Annotated in this window: 20 protein-coding genes; 5 read left to right on the forward strand and 15 right to left on the reverse strand. The window is 73.0% G+C overall.

What is annotated here, in order from left to right; genetic code table 11:
- Window positions 1-8: 8 nt before the first annotated feature.
- Window positions 9-509: a YbjN domain-containing protein gene (locus ADK52_RS32210; RefSeq protein ID WP_053693423.1), complete on the reverse strand. Its 501-nt coding sequence runs from the start codon at window positions 507-509 to the stop codon at window positions 9-11.
- Entirely contained in the window at window positions 502-1,884 is a 1,383-nt protein-coding gene (gene mshA / locus ADK52_RS32215) for a D-inositol-3-phosphate glycosyltransferase (RefSeq protein WP_053693402.1), read from the reverse strand. The genes ADK52_RS32210 and mshA overlap by 8 nt, the downstream gene beginning before the upstream one ends.
- Before the next feature lie 360 nt (window positions 1,885-2,244).
- On the opposite strand from mshA, the gene ADK52_RS32220 reads away from it, so the two are divergent.
- From ADK52_RS32220 to ADK52_RS32230, 3 genes are all read left to right on the forward strand, one after another.
- Window positions 2,245-3,057: a class I SAM-dependent methyltransferase gene (locus ADK52_RS32220; RefSeq protein ID WP_199828586.1), complete on the forward strand. Its 813-nt coding sequence runs from the start codon at window positions 2,245-2,247 to the stop codon at window positions 3,055-3,057.
- 244 nt (window positions 3,058-3,301) lie between these two features.
- A complete protein-coding gene (locus ADK52_RS32225; RefSeq protein WP_182508626.1) occupies window positions 3,302-4,363 on the forward strand; it encodes a C40 family peptidase in 1,062 nt (353 codons plus the stop codon).
- Window positions 4,364-4,661: 298 nt separating this feature from the next.
- The gene (locus tag ADK52_RS32230; protein WP_053693403.1) at window positions 4,662-5,948 is read left to right on the forward strand and encodes a PP2C family protein-serine/threonine phosphatase; all 1,287 of its coding nucleotides are present in this window, start codon (window positions 4,662-4,664) and stop codon (window positions 5,946-5,948) included.
- A 45-nt stretch (window positions 5,949-5,993) separates the two neighbouring features.
- Here ADK52_RS32230 and ADK52_RS32235 read toward each other — a convergent pair whose 3' ends face one another.
- The 4 genes from ADK52_RS32235 to ADK52_RS32250 form a co-directional block, all read right to left on the reverse strand.
- A complete protein-coding gene (locus ADK52_RS32235) occupies window positions 5,994-6,341 on the reverse strand; it encodes a DUF2516 family protein (RefSeq protein WP_030157060.1) in 348 nt (115 codons plus the stop codon).
- Between the two features lie 123 nt (window positions 6,342-6,464).
- The gene (locus ADK52_RS32240; RefSeq protein WP_053693404.1) at window positions 6,465-7,034 is read right to left on the reverse strand and encodes a hypothetical protein; all 570 of its coding nucleotides are present in this window, start codon (window positions 7,032-7,034) and stop codon (window positions 6,465-6,467) included.
- 26 nt (window positions 7,035-7,060) lie between these two features.
- On the reverse strand, window positions 7,061-7,471 hold the full coding sequence (locus tag ADK52_RS32245) for a helix-turn-helix domain-containing protein (protein WP_030858640.1): 411 nt from the start codon (window positions 7,469-7,471) through the stop codon (window positions 7,061-7,063).
- Between the two features lie 89 nt (window positions 7,472-7,560).
- Window positions 7,561-8,028, reverse strand: a complete 468-nt coding sequence (locus ADK52_RS32250; protein WP_053693405.1) for a helix-turn-helix domain-containing protein — start codon at window positions 8,026-8,028, stop codon at window positions 7,561-7,563.
- Between the two features lie 167 nt (window positions 8,029-8,195).
- Here ADK52_RS32250 and ADK52_RS32255 point away from each other — a divergent pair, with 167 nt between their 5' ends.
- Entirely contained in the window at window positions 8,196-8,528 is a 333-nt protein-coding gene (locus ADK52_RS32255) for a hypothetical protein (RefSeq protein ID WP_053693406.1), read from the forward strand.
- Between the two features lie 22 nt (window positions 8,529-8,550).
- Here the strand turns inward: ADK52_RS32255 and ADK52_RS32260 are convergent, their stop codons facing one another.
- From ADK52_RS32260 to ADK52_RS32270, 3 genes are all read right to left on the reverse strand, one after another.
- Entirely contained in the window at window positions 8,551-9,327 is a 777-nt protein-coding gene (locus ADK52_RS32260; protein ID WP_053693407.1) for a putative protein N(5)-glutamine methyltransferase, read from the reverse strand.
- Window positions 9,328-9,332: 5 nt separating this feature from the next.
- The gene (locus ADK52_RS32265; RefSeq protein ID WP_053693408.1) at window positions 9,333-10,577 is read right to left on the reverse strand and encodes a GNAT family N-acetyltransferase; all 1,245 of its coding nucleotides are present in this window, start codon (window positions 10,575-10,577) and stop codon (window positions 9,333-9,335) included.
- Between the two features lie 121 nt (window positions 10,578-10,698).
- On the reverse strand, window positions 10,699-11,346 hold the full coding sequence (locus tag ADK52_RS32270) for a hypothetical protein (RefSeq protein WP_053693409.1): 648 nt from the start codon (window positions 11,344-11,346) through the stop codon (window positions 10,699-10,701).
- A gap of 162 nt (window positions 11,347-11,508) precedes the next feature.
- On the opposite strand from ADK52_RS32270, the gene dtd reads away from it, so the two are divergent.
- A complete protein-coding gene (gene dtd, locus ADK52_RS32275; protein ID WP_030157071.1) occupies window positions 11,509-11,934 on the forward strand; it encodes a D-aminoacyl-tRNA deacylase in 426 nt (141 codons plus the stop codon).
- A gap of 15 nt (window positions 11,935-11,949) precedes the next feature.
- Here the strand turns inward: dtd and ADK52_RS32280 are convergent, their stop codons facing one another.
- The 6 genes from ADK52_RS32280 to ADK52_RS32305 all read right to left on the reverse strand — a co-directional run bounded on the left by ADK52_RS32280 (window position 11,950) and on the right by ADK52_RS32305 (window position 16,833).
- Window positions 11,950-12,918 (reverse strand): YgfZ/GcvT domain-containing protein, encoded by a 969-nt coding sequence (locus ADK52_RS32280; protein ID WP_053693410.1) that lies wholly within the window; start codon window positions 12,916-12,918, stop codon window positions 11,950-11,952.
- A 10-nt stretch (window positions 12,919-12,928) separates the two neighbouring features.
- A complete protein-coding gene (locus ADK52_RS32285) occupies window positions 12,929-13,384 on the reverse strand; it encodes a Fur family transcriptional regulator (protein WP_234344342.1) in 456 nt (151 codons plus the stop codon).
- Window positions 13,385-13,451: 67 nt separating this feature from the next.
- A complete protein-coding gene (locus ADK52_RS32290; RefSeq protein ID WP_030718398.1) occupies window positions 13,452-14,024 on the reverse strand; it encodes an FABP family protein in 573 nt (190 codons plus the stop codon).
- Window positions 14,025-14,300: 276 nt separating this feature from the next.
- Window positions 14,301-15,236, reverse strand: coding sequence for a hypothetical protein (locus tag ADK52_RS32295; RefSeq protein ID WP_063783993.1), 936 nt, complete (start codon window positions 15,234-15,236; stop codon window positions 14,301-14,303).
- Complete coding sequence (locus ADK52_RS32300) at window positions 15,233-16,057, reverse strand: hypothetical protein (RefSeq protein ID WP_234344343.1); 825 nt, start codon at window positions 16,055-16,057, stop codon at window positions 15,233-15,235. The genes ADK52_RS32295 and ADK52_RS32300 overlap by 4 nt, the downstream gene beginning before the upstream one ends.
- Window positions 16,054-16,833 (reverse strand): hypothetical protein, encoded by a 780-nt coding sequence (locus ADK52_RS32305; protein ID WP_234344344.1) that lies wholly within the window; start codon window positions 16,831-16,833, stop codon window positions 16,054-16,056. The genes ADK52_RS32300 and ADK52_RS32305 overlap by 4 nt, the downstream gene beginning before the upstream one ends.
- Window positions 16,834-16,855 lie beyond the last annotated feature (22 nt).

Below are 16,855 nucleotides of genomic sequence, written 5' to 3' on the forward strand. Positions count from 1 at the left end.
GCGAGCCCTCAGGCGGTGCCGGTCCGCGACGGCTGCGTCAGGTGCTTGAAGGCGTCCAGGTTGCGGGTCGGCTCGCCGCGCGAGACCCGCCACTCGTACTCGCGCCGGATCGCGCCCGCGAAGCCCAGCTCCAGCAGCGTGTTGAACGCGCCGTCCGCCGCCTCCAGGACCGTGCCGAGCAGCCGGTCGAGGTCCTCCGGGGTGACGACCGACAGCGGGAGCCGGGCCGTCAGGTAGACGTCGCCGAGCGGGTCGACCGCGTAGGCCATCCCGTACAGCTTGAGGTTGCGTTCCAGCAGCCAGCGGTGGACGCCCGCCTCGTTCTCGTCGGGGTGGCGGATCACGAACGCGTTGACCGACAGCGAGTGCCGCCCGGCCCGGAGCGAGCAGGTGGTGGACAGCTTGCGCGTGCCGGGGAGCTGGACGACGTACGAACCGGGTTCGGGGCTCTCCCAGCCCAGTCCGGCCTCGGTCAGCGTGCTCTCGATGATCGCGGCGGTGTCAGCCATGGTGGGAGCGTACGCGACGGCGGTGATCATGCATGGCCGCGGTGTACACGTCCGCCGTGCCGCTCGCCGCCGTGTCCCAGCCGAAGAACTGCGCGTGCCGCGCGGCCTCGGCGCCCATCCGGTCCGCGAGCCCCGGCTCGTCGACGAAGCGCCGCAGCTCGCGCGCGTAGTCCACCGGGTCGTGCCCGGGTACGAGGATCCCCGTCACGCCGTCGTTGACGGCCACCGGCAGCCCGCCGACCGAGGCGGCCAGCACCGGGGTGCCGGTGGCCTGGGCCTCGATCGCGACGAGCCCGAAGGACTCGCTGTACGAGGGCATGACCAGCACGGACGCGGCCCGGAACCAGTCGGCGAGCGCGTCCTGGCGGACCGGCGGGTGGAAGTGGACGATGTCGGCGATGCCGAGCTTCGCGGCGAGCTTCTGGAGCCCCTCCGGCTTGGCGAGCCCGCTGCCGCTGGGCCCGCCGACGACCGGGACGAAGAGGCGCCGGCGCAGCGAGGGGTCGCGGTCGACGAGCTCGGCGACCGCGCGCAGCAGGATGTCGGGGGCCTTGAGCGGCTGGATCCGGCCGGCGAAGAGCGGGATGACGGCGTCCTGCGGCAGGCCGAGGCGGGCGCGGGCCGCGGCCCGGCCGTCGCCGGCGGTGAAGCGGTCGAGGTTCACCCCGGGGTGGACGACGGCCACCTTGCCGGGGTCGGCCTCGTAGTGCCGGACGAGCTCGTCGGCCTCTTCGGTGGTGTTCGCGATGAGCCGGTCGGCGGCGGCCACGATCTGGGTCTCGCCGATGACGCGGGCGGCGGGCTCGGGCGTGTCGCCCGCGGCGAGCGCGGCGTTCTTGACCTTGGCCATGGTGTGCATGGCGTGGACGAGGGGGACGCCCCAGCGCTCGGCGGCGAGCCAGCCGACGTGGCCGGAGAGCCAGTAGTGGGAGTGGACGAGGTCGTAGTAGCCGGGCCGGTGGCCGGCCCAGGCCTGCATGACGCCGTGGGTGAAGGCGCACAGCTGGGCCGGGAGCTCCTCCTTGGCGAGGCCTTCGTACGGGCCCGCGTCCACGTGCCGTACGAGGACCCCGGGGGCCAGCTCGACCGCGGGCGGCAGACCGCCCTCGGTGGCGCGGGTGAAGATCTCGACCTCGATGTTGATCGCGGCGAGGCGCTTGGCCAGCTCCACGATGTACACGTTCATGCCGCCGGCGTCGCCGGTGCCGGGCTGGTGCAGCGGTGAGGTGTGCACGCTGAGCATGGCGACGCGGCGCGGCTTGCGGTGGTGGCCGACGGCCGGCAGGCGCAGGCGCGGCGGGTCGTGGCGGGTGCCGCGGGCAGCGGCGATGCGGCCGCCGATGCTGCCGCCGAGGCGGGACACGTACTGGCTCAAGGGAGCAGTTCCTCTCGCTCGGACGACACTCGGACGGCGCGCGGTGGGAGGGGCGGACCACCGGCGGGACGCGGACAGGGCACGTGCAGGGCATGACGGAAGGAGCGCACGGGGCGCCCTTCAAGGAGTGCAACCCGGATGGCCGCGTCCCGCATTCCGGGGGAGCGCGCCTTTTTCTTCGGCGTTCGCCCCGGCGGGCCGCGCGAGGGCGCTTTCCATCAGGTCGGGGCTTTCGTGCCGTGCGGGTTCGTATCGTGGGGATTCGGGCCGTGGGGGTTCGCGCCGTGCGGGCTCCTGCCGCGCGGGTTCGGGCCGTGGGGCGTTTTCATCCGGTGGGCGCCCTCCGCTTACGCTCGGCGCATGTCCTCCCGCTCCGCCGCCCCGCCCCCGCGCCGCCCCGTGGGCACGGTGACGCGCGGGACGACGAATCCGAACCGGCTGCGCCGGATGGACCGCTGGATCGCGGCCACGCACGGCCCGGTGCTGCGGCGCTCGCAGGACCCGGTCGCGGTGGACCTCGGCTACGGGGCCGCGCCGTGGACGGCGGTGGAACTGCTGGCCCGGCTGCGGGAGGCGGCGCCGCGGGTGCGCGTGGTCGGCATCGAGATCGAGCCGGCGCGGGTCGCGGGGGCGAAGCCGTACGAGCGGGAGGGGCTCAGCTTCCGGCACGGCGGGTTCGAGGTGCCGCTGGAGGGCGGGGGCCGGCCGACGCTGATCCGCGCGGCGAACGTACTGCGCCAGTACGACGAGGAGCAGGTGGCGGCGGTGTGGGAGCGGCTGTGCGCCCGGCTGACCCCGGACGGGCTGCTCGTCGAGGGCACTTGTGACGAGATCGGACGGCGTCACGTGTGGGTGGCGCTCGGGCCCGAGGGGGCGCGCACGGTGACGTTCGCGACCCGGCTGGGCTCCCTGGAGCGTCCGTCGGACCTGGCGGAGCGGCTGCCGAAGGCGCTCATCCACCGCAATGTGCCGGGGGAACCGGTACACGCCTTCCTCCGCGACTTCGACCGCGCGTGGGCGGCGGCCGCTCCGTACGCCTCGTACGGCGCGCGGCAGCGCTGGATCCGGACGGCGCGGGCGCTGGCCGCGGACTGGCCGCTGGCGGACGGGCCGGGGCGGTGGCGGCAGGGGGAACTGACGGTGCGCTGGGAGGCGTTGCGCCCGGCGGGGTGAATGTGGCGCGGCGGGGAACCGGTTGCCGGGGTGGCCCGTTGAGTCGTCGGGGACGGGTGTGGGGGACTGGGTGGGGCCGGCGGCCGGGGCCGCGGCCGAGCCGGGGCAAGAGCCAAGATCGGGACGACATCCGCGAGGGTGTTGGAATTCACCCACTCGTGGCACCATCCCGAAGGCAGGACAAAGTTACTGATGAATAGTCAGATCTGATACCGGATCCGACTCGGGGCACCTTGGGGGGACCATGGGGACCGTGGAGCGCAGGCGATGGAGGGGCGCGTCCGCTCTCACGCTGCTGTGTGCGACGGCGCTGCTGGCGGTGTCGGCCATGACGGGCGCGGCCCAGGCGGCGCCGGCGCCCGAGCCCGGCGCCAAGTCCCTTGAGCAGGTGCGCCAGGAGATCGACGAGCTGTACCGCCAGGCGGGCACGGCGACGGACGCGTACAACCTCGCGGAGAGCGAGGCCAAGGCGCAGTCCGCCAAGATCGTCGAGATCGCCAAGCAGGTGGTGGCCGGCCAGGACCGGATCGCGGCGCTGAAGAACCGCGCGGGGGCCGCCGCGCGCGCCCAGTACCGCTCGGGCGGGATGCCGGCCGGCGCCCAGCTGGCGCTGAGCAACAGCCCGAGCCAGTTCCTCGACGGGGCGGACCGGATCCGCCAGGGCGAGAAGGCGACCACGGACCTGATGTCCGAAATGAACCGCACGCAGAGCGACTTGCAGCAGTACGCGAAGGACGCGAGCGCGCAGTGGGAGAAGCTCGAAGCCAACCGGATCAAGCAGGAGACCTCGAAGAAGCAGATCGAGGAGAAGATCAAGTCGGCCGAGTCGCTGGAGAGCAAGCTGGAGGCCGAGGAGAAGGCCCGGCTGATCCAGCTGGAGCAGGAAGCCCAGTACAAGGCCCAGACGGCGTGGCTCTCGACGGGCGTGCTGAAGGAGATCAACAACTCGGCGTCGGAGTCGGGGAAGAAGGCGGTCCAGTACGCCACGGCGCAGATGGGCAAGCCGTACGTGTGGGGCGCCGAGGGCCCGGACTCGTTCGACTGTTCCGGCCTCACCTCGCAGGCCTGGCGGGCGGCGGGCAAGGGCATCCCCCGCACCTCGCAGGAGCAGCTGCGGCTGCTGCCGAAGGTAGCGATCAAGGACATGCGGCCGGGTGACCTGATCATCTACTTCGACGACGCGAGCCACGTCGGGATGTACCTCGGCGACGGCGCGATGATCCACGCCCCCCGCCCGGGCCGCAACGTCACCCTGGCCGGAGCCGGCTCGATGCCGATCAAGGCAGTGGTCCGCCCCGACGCGTAACCGCAGACCGCGGCCCTGACGGGCCCGGAGCCCCGCCCGCCGGGGCGCGGCTCCGGAGCACGGGCCCAGGCCCTGCGGCGGGGGAACCCCGCAGGGCCGGGCTGCGTCTCGTTGGTCGGGACGGCGATCGCGCATGCCGTGACGTTTCTCATTCAGTGGGCACCCAGTGAGGCGGACTTTCCCCCGCGATACCGGCATATGACGGCGGCCCTGGCCCGGAACGCCATTCCGTTCCCCGGCCACCGCCCGCTAGGGTCTGCCGGACGCACCCTCGGGGGGAGGGAAGGAACCGGAGACGATGGCCGTACCCGTACCGCGGCAGAGGGACACCCCCGCCACGGAGAGCGCTCAGGCAGCCCCGCCGCCAGCCGCGCCCGCCGCCGCACCCCAGGCGTCCCTGACCCTGCTGGTGATCGAGGACGACCCCGCAGGCGGGCTCACCGTCCCCGAGATCCTCGACGCCGACCGGCACCGCATCCGCCTCCGCACCGCCCGCAACCTCACCGAGGCCGCACGCCTGCTCACCCCCGACGTGCACTGCATCCTGCTCGACCTCTCCCTCCCCGCCACCGGAGCCACGGCGGCGGCCGGCGGGCGCACCGCCGTCGTCGACCAGTTGGACACCCTCCGCGAGGTGCTCCGGATCGCGCCCCGCCACGCCGTCCTCGTCCTCACCGCCGAGGCCGACGCCGAGCGCGCCGCCGAGGCCGTACGGGTCGGCGCGCAGGACTTCCTCTTCCGCGACGAGCTCGACGGCCGCCTGCTGAGCCGGGCGATCCGCTACGCCGTGGAGAGAAAGCGGGCGGACATCGCCCAGTACAAGCTCGCAGAATCGAAACTTCGGGCCCAGGAGAACGCCCGCCTGGAGCGGGGCCTGCTCCCCAACCCCCTCCTCGAAGGATCCGATCTCCGCTTCGCCGCCCGCTACCGGCCCGGCCGCAGCCGCGCCCTCCTCGGCGGGGACTTCTACGACACCGTCCGCACCCCCGACGGCACCGTCCACGCCATGATCGGCGACGTCTGCGGCCACGGCCCCGACGAGGCCGCCCTCGGCGTCGAGCTCCGCATCGCCTGGCGCGCCCTGACCCTGGCCGGCCTGTGCGGTGACGACCTGCTGTCGACCCTCCAGGAGGTCCTGGAGGTGGAACGCCCCAACGACGAGATCTTCGCGACGCTGTGCACGGTGGACATCTCCCCCGACGGCCGCCGCGCCGGCCTGTGCCTGGCCGGCCATCCGGCCCCGCTGATATCCCGGCCGGGCCGCCGCGCGCGGCTCCTCCCGTACGAGAACAGCGGCCCGGCGCTCGGTCTGCTGCCCAAGGCCCGCTGGCCGCGCCGCCAGGTCGAGCTGGGCGGCACCTGGAGCCTGATGCTCTACACCGACGGCCTGATCGAGGGCCGCATTGGCGAGGGCAAGGAGCGGCTGGGACAGGACGGGATGGTCGAGATGATCAACCGGCACCTCGACCGCGGCCTGAGCGGCGAGGGCCTGCTGGAGGCCTCCGTCACCGAGGCCCGGCGCCTCAACGGCGGCGAGCTCACCGACGACGTGGCCGTGGTGCTGCTCTCGCGCAACGAATCGTGACGGGTCCGGCGAACGCCTGGGCGAAGGCCGGGGCGCCCGGCGCCGTCAGCGCCCGCCGTTGTACGGGCCGTACGGACCGTCGCTGCTGCTCCCGCCGCTGCGCCGGCCGCCCCGGCCGCCGCCCGATACCTGCTTGAGGGCCGGGCGTACGTCGACGAAGAACACGATGGTGGCCACGAGGCCGGCGATCTCCAGGAACAGCATCCCGAGGAAGAAGTCCACCAGCACGGTGACCCCGAGGATGACCAGCCAGAACGTCTTGGTCTGCTTGTCGGCGGCGCGGTACGCGTCCTCGCGCGCCAGCAGCGCGAAGACGAAGGCCACGACGGCGAGTGCCAGCATGGCGAACCCGAGCAACGGAAGCACTCCGTTATCGAACCCGTTCATCAACATCGCCTGACCGCCTTCTCACGCCTGAACGCCTGATGCCGCCTGCCTCCACGCTACCGGCAGAGCGGCCCCCGCAAACAACAACGGGCCGGACACCGCACTGGTGCCCGGCCCGCCGTCACGTATTCAGCTCTCGTCGCCGACAGCGACGGGAGCCTTCTTCACGTTGTTCTTGCGCGCCGCGCTCCGCCGGGCGGCGGGCTTCTCGTCGGCCGAGGCGTCGGCGGCGGGCTCCGCCGCGGCCTCCTGCTCCTGCTCCGACTTGGGCTCGACGGCGACCGCGATGTCGACGATCTCCTCGGAGACCTCGCCGCGCCACGTCCGTACGGCCTGCTCGCCGTGCTCGGCGACCTTGTCGTACGTCTCCTTGGCGCGCACCGCGTACTCGGCGGCCACACCGACCCCGCGCAGCGCCAGGTCCTGCGCGCTCTCCCCGAGCTTCTTCGGGTCGATCGCGGTCAGCACCTCGGCGAATTTGGCGGCGACCGCCTCCTGCGCCTCGCGCGCCTTCTCCTGCACGATCTTCGGGTCGGTGTTCTTCACGGCCTCGATGCGCGCGGGGGCCTCGGTGCGCAGCTGCTCGATGAGCCCGGGCACCTTCTTGGCCTGCTGCACCGCGAGGTCGGCGGTGCCGGCGGCGAAGTAGAGCGGAGTCGGGTCGGTGAGGGTCTTCTTCAGGTCATCGGCGATGGCCATGGTGGCTGGTCCTCCCGGATCACAGTTCAGTTCGTAGGGTGCATCGCGTCGTCCCCGCCGGGCGGGTCGGACGGATCGGCCGGGTCGGCCTCGGCCGCGTTCTCCTTGCGGAACGAGTCGTAGATCTGGAGCAGCACCTGCTTCTGCCGCTCGTTGATGGACGGGTCGCCGAGTATGACGGCCCGCGTCTCGACCTCGTCGCGATCGCGCTCGTCGAGGATCCCGGCCTGCACGTACAGCGTCTCCGCGGAGATCCGCAGCGCCTTGGCCAGCTGCTGGAGGATGTCCGCGCTCGGCTTGCGCAGCCCGCGCTCGATCTGGCTCAGGTACGGATTCGACACCCCCGCCGCGTCGGCCAGCTGCCGCAGCGAAAGCTGGGCCTGCCGCCGCTGCTCGCGGAGGTATTCGCCGAGATTTCCGACGTTGAGCGATGCCATGCCCCGATCCTGCCCGACTCTGCTAACTATTGCAAGCACCTGCTTGCAAAATCACCCACCGGCCGGGGGCTGTTCCCACGCCACCGACGCTATGCGCGGGCGGCGGATCCCGCTTCCGGGCCGCGCTCGGACGGGCCGCTCTCCGCCGGGCCGCTCTCCGCCGGGCCGTTCCTGACCGGCCGCGTGAGGATCTTGGCGATGCACGCCGGAAGGGCCGCGCCCGGCTCGTGGCTGCGGGCGCGGTACGCGCTCGGGCTCTCGCCCACCAGCTCGGTGAAACGGGAGCTGAACGACCCCAGCGAGGTACACCCGACCTCGAAGCAGACCTCCGTCACGCTCAGGTCGCCCCGCCGCAGCAGCGCCTTGGCCCGCTCGACGCGGCGCGTCATCAGGTAGCTGTACGGGGTCTCCCCGAAGGCGGCCCGGAAGCTGCGGGAGAAGTGCCCCGGCGACATCAGGGCCACGCGCGCCAGCTCGGCCACGTCGAGGGGGCGCGCGTACTCGCGGTCCATCATGTCCCGGGCCCGGCGCAGCCGTACGAGGTCCTCAAGCGTCACCCCGCCAGCGTACGGCGACGGCGCCGCCGGTGGGAGCCCGTGACCGCGCCGGCCGCGGGCCGGGCCCCGTCAACTCGTTCGCCCCGCCGCCGCGTTGTCCGTACTATCGCCGGTCGATCGCCGAACGGCCCGCGGCCGCGCACAGAGCTACGAGCAGGAGCCCCACCATGCCCCATCGGTTCGCCCACGTCTGCCTGTCCTGCCGGATCTCGCTCAAGCTCGCCCCGTACGGCGAAGCCGGCGAGGAGCGCGACCACCGGTGCCCGCGCTGCCGCGGGGCGTTGGTGTGCGCCGGCGACGCCTTCGAGGCGCCGGCGCGGCGGGACGTGGACGGCTGGCGCGTGGTCGGCGCGCTGCTGGCCGCCGGGGTCGACTTCCGGCAGGCCTGCTGCGGCTGCGGGCCCGGCTACCGGCCGCGCACCCTGCGCGAGGTGCGGGAGCGGACGGAGCTGGCCCGCAGGACCGGGCAGCCCCTCGCCCGGGCCCTCACCACCCCCTAGCCCCACTCCCTAGCCCCACCGCCTAGGCGGCACGCGTCCCGATCGCCAGCGTCGCGTGCAGGTCCTCCGAGGTGGTGGCGCGGACCGCCAGGCCCGCCGCCGAGAGGGCCGAGGCCGTGCGCGGGGACTGGCGGGCGCTCGTCTCGATCAGCAGCCTGCCGCCCGGGGCCAGCCACGGCAGGGCCCCCGCCGCGACCCGGCGGTGGACGTCCAGGCCGTCCGGGCCGCCGTCCAGGGAGGTCAGCGGCTCGTGGTCGCGGGCCTCCGCCGGGAGCAGCCCGATCTCCTCCGTCGGCACGTACGGGGCGTTGACCAGCAGCAGGTCCACCCGCCCGCGCAGCGAGTCCGGCAGCGCCGCGTACAGGTCGCCCTCGTGGACCTGCCCGCCGTACGGGGCCACGTTCAGCCGCGCGTACGCCAGCGCCGCCGGGTCGATGTCCGCCGCGTGCAGTTCCACGCGGGGGCCCAGCTGCGCCGCCACCGCCGCGCCCAGCGCGCCGACCCCGCAGCACAGGTCCAGTACGACGGCGTCCGGCCGGCCCAGGGCCACGGCCTCCTGCACCAGGAACTCGGTGCGCCGGCGCGGTACGAAGGCCCCCTCGCCCACGCGCATGCGCAGCCCGCAGAACTCCGCCCAGCCGACGACGTGTTCCAGCGGTTCGCCGCCGGCCCGGCGGGCCACCAGGTCCGCCAGGTGCCCGTCGTCCTCGGCGGCGGCCGTCAGCAGCTCCGCCTCCTCCTCCGCGAAGACGCAGCCCGCCGCCCGAAGGGTTTCCACAATCGAAGTCACTGATTCCATCGCTCTCAGAAGATGTCGGGGCACCACGGGCGGCGCGCCGTGCGGAACACGGCGTCCGCGAGCGCCAGCGCCCCCGGCCGCGCCTCCACGATCCGCCCGAGCGCACCGAGCCGTACCGCCGACCCGTCGCCGAGGTACAGGGAGCCCAGCGCCGACGCGTCGAGCCGCAGGTCCGCCGGCTCCTCGGTGACCGTGCACTCCCCCGTGCCCGCGTCCAGACGGTAGCGCCCGGCGGCGGGACCGGCCGGATCCGTCACCTCCAGTACGAGCACTCCGGGCACGGCGTACGTCCGCGCGCCCAGCGCCCGTACGACGTCCAGCACGCGCACCCACAGGAAGTCCGAGGCCGTCACGATCCCGGCCGCACGCGGGTCCGGCAGCAGCTGCGCGACGAGGTCGTCGGGGGCGCGGTAGCCCGTACGGACCTTCATCACCCAGTCGATCGAGCACAGGAAGTGCCACAGCGCGCGCTCGGCGTCCGGGGTGACCGCGATCAGGTCCTTGACCTGCACGGTGTTGAGGGGGACCTTCCCGTCCGTCCAGTGATCGTCGGACGCGTAGACGGCGAGGCCGGCCGGCTCGCCCTCCGCCGTCCGGTAGACGGCGTGGAACTTGTCCTTGTACGGGCGGAAGGCCATCTCTTCCAGCCCGGTGGCCAGGCTCCACCAGCGGGCGTTGCGGCTGACGGTGCCGGGTGAGACCGCCCGCAGCCGCTCGTGCAGCCCGGGGCCGATCGTGCGCGCCTCGGCCGCGTCCACCAGCTCGATCCGGCCGCCGTCCGCGGGCCCGGACCAGCGCGGGTCGAGCCCGGCGCGGCTCACGTCTATCTCCCACTCGGCGATCGAGGCGGCGGGCCCGTACCCGTACCGCCCGTAGATCGGGTACTCGGCGGCGATCAGCGTGGACACGACGTCGCCGCGCGCCCGCGCGGCCGCCAGCTCGGTGGCCATCATCCCGGTCAGCAGGCCGCGCCGGCGGTGCGTGGGCAGCACGGTGACGTTGGTGACGGCGCTCGCGGCCACGGTCGCCCCGCCCGGGACGGTCAGCTCCTGGGCGAAGGAGCGCAGGGTGGCCACGCAGCGGCCGGTGGAGGAGTCGAAGGCGCCCAGCGTGCGGCCGAGGTCGCCGTGCTTGGCCCGCTGGGCGACATCGGACTCGGTGACGCGATCGGGACGCAGGAAGCCGGTGTTCACGGTCCGGAGCCACTCGGGGAGTTCGGATTCGGCGATCGGCCGCACGTCAGCACTCATAACCGGCCACGCTAACCGCCGCTCCGGCCGCCGTCGCCCGAATTAACCGCGCCGGACCGCGCCCCGGACCCGGCCCCGGCCGCCCCGGCCCGCCGGGCCGACCGGCCGACCGCCCGGCCGGCTACACGAGCAGGTCGTCCACCTGTGCCTCGCCCTCCCGGTAGCGCCGGGTGATCTCCGCGCTGCAGTCGTCCGCCGTGCGCTGGAGCTGCTGGCGGCGCCGCGAGACCTGTTGCTCGTATCCCACCAACCGGCCCATCGCGTCGTGTAGTTCGCCGTCGGTGCGGGCCGCCAGGTCCGACAGTTCCACATCGGACAGCATCTCCGCGGCCAGCAGCCGGAACTCCTCGCCGTGCGGGGTGCAGAGCGTGACGTGCCGGGCGGAGGCGCTGCGGCTGGAGGGCGCGTCCGCGAGGATCTCCGAGAGCCGGTCGACCACCGGCGGCTCCGGGGTCACCGGGGCCTCCGGATCGCTGCGCCAGGCCAGTTCGGCGCGCAGGATGTCGATCCGGCCCTGGAGGAGTCTGCGTACGTAGCTCAGATCGGCCTCGTCGCGCTGCGCGTCGCGGCGCAGCGTACGCAGCTCCGGCAGCCCGAGCGCGGTGGCGGGGGTGGCGGCGAGGGCGGTCGCGGGCGTGGTCGGCGCCTGCTCCCCGCCCGTGCGCTGCGCGGGTGGTCTGACCGCGCCCGTCGAAGTGGCCGCGGGTGAGGCCGGTGCGGGTGATGCAGGTACGGGTGATGCAGGTACGGAGGTACCAGAAGTATTCATGTGAACGTGTCCGTCCCCTCGACCGGTGCATGGGGTCTACCCCGGCCCGTGGGGCCGGGGGGAAGCACCGCCTGCGTGCATCGTGCCACTCTCCGTGGTGCAGGTGCAGTCCCACTCCACCCGATCGGCCCCTGATGGGTGCACGCCTGATACACAGGTGGTATGCGAGCAGTGGTGCAGAGGGTGGACGGCGCGAGCGTCGTCGTGGCCGGCGAGACCGTGGGCGAGATCGTCGGCGAGGGGCTGTGCGTGCTGGTGGGGGTGACCCACGACGACACCCCGGAGAAGGCGGCGCAGCTGGCGCGAAAGCTGTGGTCCGTACGGATCCTGGAGGCGGAGAAGTCCTGCAGCGACGTGAACGCGCCGCTGCTGGTGATCTCGCAGTTCACGCTCTACGGGGACGCCCGCAAGGGCCGGCGCCCCACCTGGAACGCGGCGGCGCCGGGCGAGGTCGCCGAGCCGCTCGTCGACGAGGTGGTCGCGCAGCTGCGCGCGCTGGGGGCGACGGTGGAGACGGGCCGGTTCGGCGCGGACATGCGGGTCTCGCTGACCAACCACGGCCCGTTCACCATCGTCATCGACATCTGAACCGCCGGGGCGCCGTCACGGCGCCACGACGACCTCCTGCGCGGCGGCCGTCTTCCCGGCCAGCAGCGGGGCGTCGAGCGGCACGTTCCGCTTGACCAGCGCCAGCGCGATCGGGCCGAGCTCGTGGTGGCGGACCGCGGTGGTCACGAAGCCCAGCTGGCGGCCCTCCTCCCCGTCGGCGGCGAGCCGGATCGGCGTGCCGTGCGCCGGGAGGAGCACCTCGGAGCCGTCCAGGTGCAGGAAGACCAGCCGGCGGGGCGGCTTCCCCAGGTTGTGGACGCGGGCCACGGTCTCCTGGCCGCGGTAGCAGCCCTTCTGGAGGTGCACCGCGGTGCCGATCCAGCCCAGCTCGTGCGGGATGGTGCGGTGGTCGGTCTCCAGGCCGAGCCGCGGCCGGTGCGCCTCCACGCGCAGGGCCTCGTAGGCGAGGAGCCCGGCGGCGGGCCCGTGCGCGGCGGCGAACGCCTCCAGCTCGGCGCGCGGCACGAAGACGTCGCGGCCGTACGGGGTCTCCCGTACGGGGTGTTCCTTGGCGAGCTCGGCGATGGAGCCGGCCGGCAGGTGGACGACGGCGAAGTCGGCGGTCCGGTCGGCGACTTCGACGCGGTAGAAGAACTTCATCGACTCCAGGTAGGCGATCAGCGCCTCCTGGGTGCCGGGCTCCACGTGCGCCCACACGGTCTCGCCGTCGTCTACGAGGTAGAGCGCGTGCTCGATGTGGCCGTTGGCCGAGAGGATCAGCGCCTCGGTGGCCTGCCCGGGCGGGAGTTCCGTCAGGTGCTGGGTGAGCAGCAGGTGCAGCCAGCTCAGCCGCTCCGGTCCGGTGACGGTGACGACTCCGCGGTGCGAGAGGTCGACGAAACCTCGGCCGTCGGCGAGCGCGCGCTGTTCGCCGTACAGCTCTCCGTAGTGGGCTGCGACGCCCTCGTCGCGGCCTTCGGCCGGTACGGCGCCGGGGAGATGGAGCAAGGGGCTGCTGGTCATGCCACCAAGCCTACGACGGGGCGTCCTGCTGCTTGGCGGCGCACTTCTTGCAGAGCCCGAAGATCGCGAAGTGCTTCATGTCGGTCTCGAAACCGAAGGTGGCGCGCAGCTTCGCGGTGAACTCGGCGGCGATGTCCACGTCCGCCTCGATCACGTCGGTGCACTCGCGGCAGACCAGGTGGATGTGGTGGTGCCGGTCGGCGAGGTGGTACGTGGGGGCCCCGTGCCCGAGGTGGGCGTGGGAGACCAGCTTCAGCTCCTCCAGGAGCTCCAGCGTGCGGTAGACGGTGGAGATGTTGACCCCGGAGGCGGTCTTGCGCACCTGGGAGAGGATCTCGTCCGGCGTCGCGTGCTCCAGGCTGTCGACGGCTTCCAGCACGAGCTGGCGCTGCGGGGTCAGCCGGTATCCGCGCTGCCGCAGGTCGCTCTTCCAGTCGGCACTCTCGGTGTCTCCGATGCTCCCCACCCGGCCAGTGTAAGCGCGCGAAGGGGACCGTGGGCCGAGCCCGCGGTCCCCTTTCGTGCGCGGTCCGTCAGCGGAAGAAGGCGATGCCGTCGTCCGGCATGTCCGGGAGGTTGCGCGCCATCTCGGCGACCTCCTCCGGGGTGACGACCTTCTTGAGCTGGGCCGACATGTACGGGCGCAGCTCGACGTCCGGGGTGGCCTTCTCGCCGACCCACATCAGGTCGCTCTTCACGTAGCCGTAGAGCCGCTTGCCGCCGCTGTACGGGCCGGAGGCGGCGGTGCGGGCGACGGCGTCCGTGGCCAGGTCGATCTGGGGCTTCTGGTCGGCGAGCTCGCCGTACCAGACCTCGACGACGCCCTGGTCGCGGACCATGACGATCTCGACCTTGCGGTCCTTGTCGATGCGCCAGTAGCCGGACTCGGACTCCAGCGGCCGCACCTTGTTGCCCTCGGCGTCGAGGACCCAGCTGTGGGAGGTGTACTCCAGGAAGTCCCGGCCGTCGTGGCTGAAGACGACTTCCTGGCCGAAGTTGCACTTCTCTTCACCGGGGAAGTCGAAGACGCCCGCGCCCTCCCACGTACCGAGGAGGAAGGCGAGGGGGACGAGGCCCGGGTTCAGGTCGGACGGGATCTGGATCATGTGTGGCTGCTCAGGCGATCTGTGGGGAGGGGTTCCGGGTCCGGGACGGCGGCCGATCGGACGATCAGCGCTGGCCCTGGTACAGCTTCTTCACTGCGAGGCCGCTGAAGGCGAGCACGCCGACGCAGACCAGGACCAGCAGGGAGGTGAAGATTGCCTCAAGCACGGGGTGCTCCTCGAAGTGATGTGGGCGTGTACGGGGCCGGTCCCCAAGCCTACTGGCCCGGGGACCGGCGCACTCCGCGAGGTGGGCCGCACGGCCTTTCGCGCAGGTGGTCAGCCCAGCAGCTGGCTCTGCAGGATCACCGTCTGGTGGAAGGGGACGGTGGCCACCCCTCCCTTGCGGGTCTGGACGATCACGGCCTGGATGTCACCCGCCTGGAGGCACCCGAGCTTGGTCTGCTCGTCGCCGCCCGCGGCCCCGGGCTCCTGGTACAGGCTGATGTCGGTGCTGGGGAGGCCGACGGGGTACCCGGCGACGTGCTGGTCCGTGACGACGGGCTGCTTGCTCCTGACGGCGCTCCAGGCCGCGTCCATCTCCAGGGCGGGGGCGCCGGCCAGCCGCGTGTCGTAGGTGCAGCCGTGGAAGCCGTCCACGAAGCCCGCGGCGTGGAAGCGCAGCAGGTAGACGCGCGTGCGCGTCCCGTCGGGGGTGGTCCAGCCGCGGGCGGCGATCTGGCGCAGCCCCTCGTACTCCAGCTCCGTCTTCAGCTTCGCCCGGCTGTCGGGGGCGTACTCCTCCAGGAAGGCCTCGGTGGAGACCAGCTGGTCCTGGCCGGCCTTGAGCCCGGCGTCCGGCGTACTGCCCCGGGGGGCCGGCAGCAGCAGGCCGGTGAGCGGCGCGTAGTGCGTCTCGGCTCCTCTGCTGCCGTCGGGCCTGGCCGGCGCGGCGCCGGCGGGCAGGGCGGGCATGGACAGGGTCGGGTACGTCCAGCGGCCGTCGTCCTCGGTGGCCAGGCCGGGGACGTCGGTGCGCTCGATCCCGGTGATCCCGTACGCGACCCCCGAGGCGACCGCGGCGAAGACGGCAGCGGCGGCCGTCCAGCGCAGGGCGGCGAACAGCTTGCGGCGGTCCTTGGGCGCGGCGGGCGCCGGGGCGGGGACCTGGAGCTGCGGCTCGTCGGCCGGTACGGCGGCTTCCGTATCCGGTACGGCCTCGGAAGCCGCCGCTGCGGCCTCGGGGGCGGCGTCGGCGGTGTTCTGCTCGGTCACACGGACTCCCCGGGGGACTTCAGGTGGCTCAGCTGCTGCTTGAACAGGGCCGCGGCCTCGTTCGCGGCGAAGGGCCTCGGCCCGTACATCCGGAAGGCCACCAGCACATCGTCCTGGAGGGCCACGCAGTCGATGGTGTCGATCTTGTGCTGCTCTTCGAGCTTCTCCTTGCCGAGGGCCTGCAGGGCGCACCTGGCGTCGGGGAAGCCCTCGATCTTCGGTGCGTCGCGGTCGTCCCCGATCAGCTCCAGCAGCTTCTTGCTGAACTCGGAGAACTTCGCGAGGGCCTGGGGGTCGGCCTGGGTGAGGCGGATCTCCATCACCCGGTTCCCCTGCCGGGTGTAGTAGCTGCGTCCGGCCGTGCCCTTGAGCTTCAGGTCGGCCAGAGCCTTGTCCCGCTCCGCCCGCTGGTCGCCGGAGAGTCCGGAGCGCACGTCCTTCTGCGCCTGGACCGCCCGCTCGCCGGACACGTAGAAGTCGTTGCCGTCCACGGCGATGTCCGGGCCGGGCTCGAAGCCGGACGGCATCGGCAGCAGCTTGCCCGTCAGCTCGTTCGGCGGCACCGTCGGGGCCGGCTCCGGGGCATCGGTGGGCAGGGGATCGACGCCCGCCGCGATCCAGTAGCGGGTCGGCGCGGTGCGGTCGGCACCGGCGATCCGGCCGGCCCCCCAGAGCGCCCCGCCGGCGAGGAGGGCGACGGCGAGCCCGCCCGCGACCAGGGTCACGGTCCGGCGGCTCCGCGCCCGCGGCGCGGCGGCCGGAGTCGTCTCGGGGGCGGCCGCGGGGGCCGTTTCGACGACGGCGTCCTGCGGGTCGCTCACAGCCGCTCCCACTGTCGCTTGGCGATCTCGACGATGTCGTTCTCGTCGATGACCCCTCGGTTGTTCATGTATTTGATCTCCATGACGATGTCCCCGCGCCGGGCGACCACCCGGGCCGACTTCGTCGGGAGGTAGCCCGGTTCCTCGTGCTGCGCGGAGTCCACCCACAAGTGGCCGTACTCGGCGGGCACGCCGGGCAGGTCCTTGCCCGGGTTGCCCGCGTGCTCCTTCTCCGACATGTAGCGGTGGGCGTGCTGGTACGAATCGGCTCCGGAGCGGTCCTTGTACTGGAAGAGCCGGACCGTGACGAAGTTCCGGTCGTCCTGGGCCCACTCCAGCTCGGCGATCCGCCGTACGTCGTTCCTGAGCTGGGCGGCCAGGCCACTGCCCGGCTCTTTGTAGAAGTCCGCCGAGAACGCGTCCGGGGACACGGTCCCCCGGTAGCGGACCTCCACCCCGGAAGGAGCCTCGATCAGCGTCTTGGCCAGGTCTTCGTCCGTCTTGTGCCAGCGGTTGGCGTTGATCGAGCGCGCGCTCGTCGACTCGTTCGGAGCCTGCGGCTTCGGCTGGTCGATCTTCTGCTGCGCCAGCGGCGGCAGCGGCGTGGGCTCGCGGTCGTACTGGATCGCGTAGCCGGTGACCGTGCCCGCGAGGAGGCCGAGCACCGCGGCGCCGGCGATCAGGAGGACCGTACGGCGGCCGGCGCGCGGGCGGGCGGCGGCGGTCCCGGTCTCCTCCCCGGCCGGCTGCTCGGGGCTGGTCTGTGCGTGTTCCAAGGAAGTCCCCCCACAGGGCATG

Source organism: Streptomyces sp. WM6372 (assembly GCF_001279655.1).
Classification (GTDB): Bacteria; Actinomycetota; Actinomycetes; order Streptomycetales; family Streptomycetaceae; genus Streptomyces.